At 43.9% G+C, this 7,564-nt stretch carries 8 protein-coding genes and 1 tRNA gene; 3 read left to right on the top strand and 6 right to left on the bottom strand.

The features are described from left to right. Positions 1-1,114 (top strand): OB-fold nucleic acid binding domain-containing protein (locus tag CFE23_RS08675; RefSeq protein WP_363331572.1); only part of this gene is annotated, 1,114 nt, incomplete at its 5' end. A gap of 236 nt (positions 1,115-1,350) precedes the next feature. On the opposite strand, the gene CFE23_RS08670 is transcribed toward CFE23_RS08675, so the two are convergent. After that, positions 1,351-1,423, bottom strand: a tRNA-Lys gene (locus tag CFE23_RS08670). Positions 1,424-1,552: 129 nt separating this feature from the next. Here CFE23_RS08670 and CFE23_RS08665 point away from each other — a divergent pair. Next, complete coding sequence (locus CFE23_RS08665; protein WP_291086779.1) at positions 1,553-2,071, top strand: shikimate kinase; 519 nt, start codon at positions 1,553-1,555, stop codon at positions 2,069-2,071. Here the strand turns inward: CFE23_RS08665 and CFE23_RS08660 are convergent. Both CFE23_RS08660 and CFE23_RS08655 read right to left on the bottom strand, forming a co-directional pair. After that, positions 2,063-2,551 (bottom strand): phosphoribosyltransferase family protein, encoded by a 489-nt coding sequence (locus CFE23_RS08660; RefSeq protein ID WP_291086778.1) that lies wholly within the window; start codon positions 2,549-2,551, stop codon positions 2,063-2,065. The genes CFE23_RS08665 and CFE23_RS08660 overlap by 9 nt on opposite strands. An 8-nt stretch (positions 2,552-2,559) precedes the next feature. After that, positions 2,560-2,952: a S4 domain-containing protein gene (locus CFE23_RS08655; RefSeq protein WP_291086776.1), complete on the bottom strand. Its 393-nt coding sequence runs from the start codon at positions 2,950-2,952 to the stop codon at positions 2,560-2,562. 82 nt (positions 2,953-3,034) lie between these two features. On the opposite strand from CFE23_RS08655, the gene CFE23_RS08650 reads away from it, so the two are divergent. Continuing rightward, the gene (locus tag CFE23_RS08650) at positions 3,035-4,048 is read left to right on the top strand and encodes a hypothetical protein (RefSeq protein ID WP_291086774.1); all 1,014 of its coding nucleotides are present in this window, start codon (positions 3,035-3,037) and stop codon (positions 4,046-4,048) included. 252 nt (positions 4,049-4,300) lie between these two features. Here CFE23_RS08650 and CFE23_RS08645 read toward each other — a convergent pair whose 3' ends face one another. The 3 genes from CFE23_RS08645 to CFE23_RS08635 all read right to left on the bottom strand — a co-directional run. Beyond that, a complete protein-coding gene (locus CFE23_RS08645) occupies positions 4,301-5,254 on the bottom strand; it encodes a transketolase C-terminal domain-containing protein (RefSeq protein ID WP_291086772.1) in 954 nt (317 codons plus the stop codon). A 97-nt stretch (positions 5,255-5,351) separates the two neighbouring features. Further along, positions 5,352-6,203: a transketolase gene (locus CFE23_RS08640; RefSeq protein WP_291086770.1), complete on the bottom strand. Its 852-nt coding sequence runs from the start codon at positions 6,201-6,203 to the stop codon at positions 5,352-5,354. 130 nt (positions 6,204-6,333) lie between these two features. Next, the coding region (locus tag CFE23_RS08635) for a glycoside hydrolase family 30 beta sandwich domain-containing protein (RefSeq protein WP_291086768.1) at positions 6,334-7,564 on the bottom strand (1,231 nt) is incomplete at its 5' end.

The following is a 7,564-nucleotide window of genomic DNA, read 5'->3' as shown; positions in this document are numbered from 1 at the left end:
GGAGAAAAAATTGGTAGAAGGCATGATGAAAAAAGGATATAAGGAAGAATTTGCGCGTCGGGTATTCCAGCAGCTGAAAGGCTTTGGATCTTATGGTTTTCCGGAAAGCCATGCCGCAAGTTTTGCATTATTGGTATATGTTTCCTCCTGGATCAAATGTTATTATCCTGATGCCTTTGCTGTGGCGTTGCTTAATAGTATGCCTATGGGCTTTTATCAGCCGGCGCAAATCGTTATTGATGCGAGAAATCATGGTGTTGAAGTACGGCCTGTAGACATCAACCATTCGGTTTGGGACAATACGCTTGAGGAAAAAGCGGGTGCCTACCGCGCAGTGCGTCTTGGTTTTCGGCAGGTAAAAGGATTACAGTCCGAAGAGATGCAGCGTTTGGTCTCAGCACGCTATCATGCGTTCCCTTATATCCATTCAGTGCTTGATGCCGGGGTTTCGATGGCGGCACTTGAAAAACTGGCTGACGCCGATGCTTTCCGCTCTATTGGATTGGACCGCAGGCAGGCGCTTTGGGAAGTGTCAGCATTATCAGACAGCCCGATTGGCATGTTTAAAGGACAACCTTCGGAGAGTAGGAGTGAAACCCAATTGGTGTTGCCTTTTTTAACCGATGCTGCTCATGTAGTGGAGGATTATGCTACCACAGGATTATCCCTGAAAGCCCATCCTGTTAGTTTTGTAAGACCACAGTTGGATAGCCTTCATGTGACCCCTACAGAGGCGCTTGGAAAGATGAAAAATGGCGATAAGATTAAAGTGGCTGGACTAATCACTGTGAGGCAGCGCCCTGGCACGGCAAAAGGGATAATGTTTATCACCATCGAAGATGAAAGCGGATTCGCCAATCTCGTGGTATGGGAAAAAGTATTCGAAACACACCGCAAGGAAATCATCCAGGCCCGTTTGTTGATGGTAGAAGGAAAATTGCAGATTGAAGGAGAGGTCATTCATGTCATTGCAAACCGGTGCTTCAATCTTTCCTCATTGTTAAAAGGAATGGCTGCCAATATTGATGCGGAATCCGCGGTCTCTACATTGTCCCGCTCCGATGAAAAGAATGGTACAGAAGAAGTTTTTTACAAAGGGCGAAATTTCAGATAATTTGCGTACGCTAACAACATGTATTAGGACAGAAAAAAGACAAAACCCAGTTGTATGCTGAGAAATAAAAAACCCTTGACTATTGCTTCCAATAATTCAAGGGTTACATTTCGTGACCTCGATGGGATTCGAACCCATACGCCCTTACGAGCACCACCCCCTCAAGATGGCAAGTCTACCAGTTTCTCCACGCGACTGAGCTATCGAGTCTTGCTTCAGGAAATTAAGTCATTTTGTGACCCGACTGGGGCTCGAACCCAGGACCCCAACATTAAAAGTGTTGTGCTCTACCAACTGAGCTATCGAGTCATTTTTTTCATTCCCTGAATGCGGGTGCAAATATAAGACCTTATTATTTATTTATCAAAGCAATTTTATTATAAATTTGGCTTTTTTTATCATTTGCTGTTAATGCCTTTATTTATAAGGTTTTATTCTATGAAAAAAATAGTTTTAGTAGGTTATATGGGTTCCGGGAAGACTACAGTTGGGAAGATCTTATCCCAAAAAACGGGTATTCCGAGTGATGACCTGGATGCGGTCATTGAACATAAACAACAGATGACTATTCGGGAGCTGTTTGAAAAAAAAGGCGAAATCTATTTCCGTAAATTAGAGCATCAGGCGCTGTCCGCCCTATTAAATGAGCCCCGGGAAATTATCCTGAGCCTGGGAGGCGGAACGCCGTGTTATGCAAATAATTATGAGTTCCTAAACAGGAATGATGTGGTTTCGTTTTACCTGAAAGCGTCCCCGGTAAAATTATTGGAAAGGTTAAATAACGAAAGCGATTCAAGGCCATTAATCGCCTCTGTTGCCGAATCAGAACGGGCTGATTATGTTGCGGCACATCTTTTCGAACGGAGTTTTTATTACAATCAGGCGCAATTTAAAATTGACACGGATTCCAAATCTCCGGAAGAAGTTGCCGGCGAAATACTGAAAATACTAGCTTAAGTACGCGGCACATTCTCCTTCCAGTACCACCTTAACATGCTCCATCAGTGAGGTCGAAAGTGAAATGCCTTTAAAGTCAGCTTTAACCGGATACTTCTTATGATTTCGGTCTACTAAAACTGCCGTCTTAAATTTCTTCAACGGTACATCAAGGAAATGCCGTACACCATAAATTAACGTAGTTCCGGAATTCAGTACATCATCCACAAGTACCAGGCACTTGTTGCTGTATTCTTCGGGTTTTAAGGAGGTCTGTATAGGATTGTTTGGATTTTGCTTGTCAATAGCGACCTGGCATAATATTACCTTAATGGTTGAAATGGCTTCCAGCACATTCTTGATCTTTTCCGCAAATACAATTCCGTTGTCGGCGATACCAGCGATAATTATAGTCTCTTCATCTGAAAATGTTTCGTATATCTGGTATGCAATCCTTCTGATTTTGTGCTCGATTTCCTGATGGTTTAAAATAATATTCATATGTACAGCTATTGGTCTTCGTTATCGTCATCTTTAAAATCCAGGCCATATTCTTCCAGCTCCCGGCGGTCTTTTTTCGTTGGTCGGCCATCACCGGTTTTTCGATAATGCTCTTTTGATAATCTGAGTAGTTCTAAATGTTCGAAGGATTCAGCCGGAGTTTCGTCCTTCCGATAGATGTCGACGAGCTTGGCGCCGATCCTGTTTTGAGGAATATCCAAAACCGTAATAATATAGGTAATTTGGTCTTTCCTGAACGTAATCCTGTCTGTAGGGAAAACTTCTTTTGAAGGCTTGGCAACATTGCCGTTGACGGTAACCTGATTTTTTTTACAGGCTTCCGTGACCATGTTCCTTGTCTTGTAATACCGGACGCACCAAAGGTATTTATCAATTCTCATATCCTTTTACAAAAACGGCGTTAAATTTTATCCAAAAATAAATCAATATTGTATCTTGCGCCCATCAAAATTCACTACAAGAATGAACAAATTTAAGTTTTATTTTATTGCATTTACTGCATCCCTGACTTTATTTTCCTGCCATAAGAATGATGATGGCGTAAGTATTGCGCCACCAAGAGATTCCGCAGAACAATATACGACAGACATCGATTCCATCGAAACTTACCTTAAAACACATTATCTGACCGTTACTGAAACAGACGGGCTTCAGGACATCAGTATCGATACACTCCTCGCAAGCAATCCCGATGGGCACGTGTCGATTTGGGACAATACGGAGTTTCCTTTGCAATTCAAGACCGTAAAAAATGATGTCCGTAAAACAAATCTTGTTGATGGCGCATCTGACGACGCTGTGGATTATAAATTGTATTACCTTATACTAAATCCGGGTGGTGGCGAAAACCGCCCAACCGCTGTCGATTCTACGTTTACAAGCTACCGTGGATGGAAGCTTGACAACGAGGAATTTGATCGCAATAAAAACGGTGTCTGGTCAAGTTTTCCCGTGTTGAGCAGCACAGAAGGTTCTTTTATTTCAGGCTATAGGCAATTCCTTTCCGAGTTGCGTCCGGCGGAAAGCGTGACGCCAAACGGTGATGGAACCTATACTTTTAACAATGCGGGAGTGGGAGTGGTGTTTATTCCTTCGGGCCTTGCTTATTTTAATTCTTCACGATCCGGAATCCCAGCCTATTCACCTTTGGCCTTTACCATTCGTCTTAACACGGTTAAATATCGTGATCATGAAGGCGACAAAGTGCTATCCATTTATGAAGATCTAAATCACAATGGAAATAATTTTGACGATGATTCAGATGGTGATAATGTACCCGATTTCCTTGATCTGGACGACGATGGCGACCTTTTTCTTACCAAAGATGAGGTTCGTAAACCAACAGGTACCCCAGGGCTTTCCGCATTTTATCCTTTTAACCCCGGGACTGACGAGCCATCCGGTATCCCAAGCTGCTCAGGCGATGTGACTACAACAACAAGGCTTAGAAAGCATCTTGACTCCAGTTGCCACTAATCGATGATGGCCTGTTAAAATACAGAAATCCCGTTCCAAATTTGGTGCGGGATTTTTTGTTGGCGGCATGATCAGGAGCTGTTTCCGGCTGTCCGCTGTATCTTTTCCTTTCTAAAGAAGAAAGGAAAAGGATGCCGCTTCCATCCGGGCTAGGGCACCTTACCGATTTAAAAATCATGGAAAATAGACAAAAACAAAAACCCCAAAATCCTAATGGAATCTGGGGTTGCTATTTTTAAACAGGTTAAGGTTTTATTTCCGCCTGATCACTTTTTCAGCAGCAGCTTCAATCGCCTGATGGTTTAGTTTGTATTTCTCCATCAATTGCTCTGGTGTGCCGCTCTCGCCAAAACTGTCCATTACCGCTACGAACTCCTGGGGTGCAGGGGCGTGCAACGACAATACCCTGGCAACGCTTTCGCCTAGTCCACCCAGAATGTTATGTTCTTCAGCCGTAACGATACATTTCGTTTTCTCCAATGATTTCAGGATTGCTGCTTCATCGAGCGGCTTGATGGTGTGAATGTTGATCACTTCCGCAGAAATGCCTTTGGCTTCCAAAGCTTCAGCAGCAAGTAACGCCTCCCAAACCAAGTGTCCGGTGGCTACGATTGTAACGTCCGTGCCTTCATGCATCAGGATCGCCTTTCCAATTTCAAACGGCTGATCTGCCGGCATAAAGTTTGGAACGACTGGCCTTCCAAAACGAAGGTAAACCGGTCCGTGGTGTGCCGCGATTGCAATTGTAGCTGCTTTCGTCTGGTTGTAATCACAAGTATTAATTACCGTCATGCCCGGAAGCATTTTCATCAATCCGATGTCTTCCAGGATTTGATGTGTGGCGCCATCTTCACCTAAAGTTAGCCCTGCGTGAGAGGCACATATTTTGACGTTCTTATCTGAGTACGCAACCGACTGGCGGATTTGGTCGTAAACCCTCCCTGTGGAGAAATTTGCAAATGTTCCGGTAAAAGGGATTTTCCCGCCAATAGTGAGTCCTGCCGCGATTCCGATCATATTCGCCTCAGCGATTCCGATCTGGAAGAAACGCTCCGGATGATTTTTTTTGAAATCGTCCATTTTGAGTGAACCAATTAAATCAGCACACAGTGCGACTACATTTTCATTGGTTTGTCCGAGTTCAGTAAGCCCCGCGCCAAATCCTGAACGGGTGTCTTTACTGCCTGTATTGGTATATTTTTTCATTGTAAAATTTAAAGATTGAGAAATTGAATTATCAATTACGAATTACGAATCATCAATTACGAATTGTCAATTATTAATTATCAATTATTAATTGCCATTAATAATCGCTTTCGCCTTCACTATAATTCTGGCTTAAAGCGGCTTCAAGTTGTGCGTCATTCGGGGCCTTACCATGCCATGCGTGGGTATGCATCATGAAATCCACGCCGTGGCCCATTTCAGTATGAAGTAAAACACAGACTGGTTTTCCTTTTCCTGTTTTAGCTTTTGCGTCTGTCATTCCAGCTATGATCGCTTCGATATTATTTCCTTCTTTTATTTCAAGTACTTCCCAGTCAAAGGCCTCGAATTTCGCCTTAATGCTTCCCATTGGAAGGACTTCGTCTGTCGAACCGTCAATTTGCTTTCCATTAAGGTCAATAGTAGCAATGATGTTGTCTACCTTTTTGGCAGAGGCATACATGATCGCTTCCCAATTTTGGCCTTCCTGCAATTCGCCATCTCCATGAAGGCTGTAAACGATATTGCTGTCATTATTGAGTTTTTTCGCCTGTGCAGCACCAATCGCTACTGACAATCCCTGTCCAAGGGATCCTGAGGCGATTCTTACGCCGGGAAGCCCTTCATGTGTGGTAGGATGGCCCTGCAAACGTGAATTGATGTGGCGGAACGTGGCGAGTTCTGCAACTGGGAAATACCCACTTCTTGCCAATACGCTGTAAAATACGGGAGAAATATGGCCGTTGGACAGGAAGAAAAGATCTTCACCAATACCGTTCATATCGAAGGTATCCTTGCGGTCCATCAGGTTTTGGTAAAGGGCTACAAAAAATTCGGTACAGCCAAGTGAACCGCCGGGATGTCCGGAGTTTACCGCGTGTACCATACGCAGGATGTCCCTACGCACCTGGATGCTAAGTCTGTTGAGTTGTTGTGTGTCAGGCTTCATTTATAATTGAAAAAGTTAAACTTGCGCAAAGATAGGCAGATAATTGGAATTCGGCAGAATTAGTTATCAAACGACTGTTGGTAACTGTAAATAAAAAACTCCTGCCAGCAGGAGTTTTTGATACTTCGAATTACCAGAAATAGGTGGCTACGGCGCCCGCATGGAGTTTTGCCTGCACTGATTTTCCTTTGTAACTTATATTGAATTGTTCCTCAGTATTTCCGCTGTTTAGGACAATCAGTACTTTGTGGCCATTCGGCGTAAGAAACGCTACATTTTGTAGGTTTCCTACGATATTAGAATGGATGCGGTGTGAACCCTGCGGGACATACGAAGAAGCATGTGCCATCGTGTAATAGGCAATGTTGCGCGTTACTGTTGAATTGTCGATGGTTATCGCGCCTAGACAGGACGTACAGCCACCGTCATCAGTGTGGGGATTGTATTGCGGATCTGCTGCAAGATTCCATTGTAAAACGACACGCGCCCAATTTCTGGTTGCACCAATGATCAGGTTGCCAATATTGCTTTTCAAATCTTCAGAAAATTTCTCAGGTCCCCCATTCCATTGTTCCGTAAAATACAGGTTTTTGTCGGGATGTGCCTCGTGAACAGCCGTCAATGCCATAATGTCTCCGCTGTAAAGGTGAAAGCCCGATCCGTCAACAAATGATTTTGCCTGTGGATCGTCAAGAATCGAGATGGGATACTCCGGCTTGTCACAATTGTGGTCATACAGGATAATTTTTGTTTTAATCCCGGCTTTGCGAAAGGCTGGGCCCAGATGGGTTTTAATAAATTCACCCTGGTCTTTTGCTTCCATATACATGCTTGGCGTGTTGCCGGGATGCAATGGTTCGTTTTGGATGGTGATGGCATCAATCGGAATACCTGCTTTTTTCATGCCTTCGATATACTTCATGAAGTAATTTGCGTATACGCCGTAAAACTCCGGTTTGAGGCTTCCTCCCTTTGCTTTGCTATTGGTCTTCATCCAAATTGGAGCCGACCACGGAGAAGCTAATATTTTAATGGTGGGATTTATTGCAAGGATTTGTTTCAACAGCGGAATCAAACCGGTCCGGTAATCGTTGTCAAGACTGAACTTTGTGAGCGCAGGGTCTGTCTCGCCCGTTGGAAGATCGTCATATGAAAACACACGGTCATCAAGATCTGAAGCGCCGATGCTGATACGGAGGTAGCTGATGCCGATGCTGTTTGCATCATCACCGAAAAGTTCGTGAAGCAGTGCGTCTTTAGCCTTTTGATCCATTTTGGTGATCAGCTGCGCGCTTCCGCCCGTCAGGCAATAACCGAATCCATCAATCTCCTGATATATCTTGTTATCATCTACAGCAATT

The organism is Flavobacterium sp. BFFFF1 (genome assembly GCF_002256285.1).
Taxonomy (GTDB): Bacteria; Bacteroidota; Bacteroidia; order Flavobacteriales; family Flavobacteriaceae; genus Flavobacterium.
The sequence above is the reverse complement of the archived record's forward strand: the minus strand, read 5'-3'. Positions and strand labels throughout refer to the sequence as shown.

Coding starts and splice junctions, on each gene's coding strand:
- CFE23_RS08655 (WP_291086776.1), bottom strand. CDS start 2,952: ATGAGAATTGATAAATACCTTTGGTGCGTCCGGTATTACAAGACAAGG.
- CFE23_RS08660 (WP_291086778.1), bottom strand. CDS start 2,551: ATGAATATTATTTTAAACCATCAGGAAATCGAGCACAAAATCAGAAGG.
- CFE23_RS08665 (WP_291086779.1), top strand. CDS start 1,553: ATGAAAAAAATAGTTTTAGTAGGTTATATGGGTTCCGGGAAGACTACA.
- CFE23_RS08640 (WP_291086770.1), bottom strand. CDS start 6,203: ATGAAGCCTGACACACAACAACTCAACAGACTTAGCATCCAGGTGCGT.
- CFE23_RS08645 (WP_291086772.1), bottom strand. CDS start 5,254: ATGAAAAAATATACCAATACAGGCAGTAAAGACACCCGTTCAGGATTT.
- CFE23_RS08650 (WP_291086774.1), top strand. CDS start 3,035: ATGAACAAATTTAAGTTTTATTTTATTGCATTTACTGCATCCCTGACT.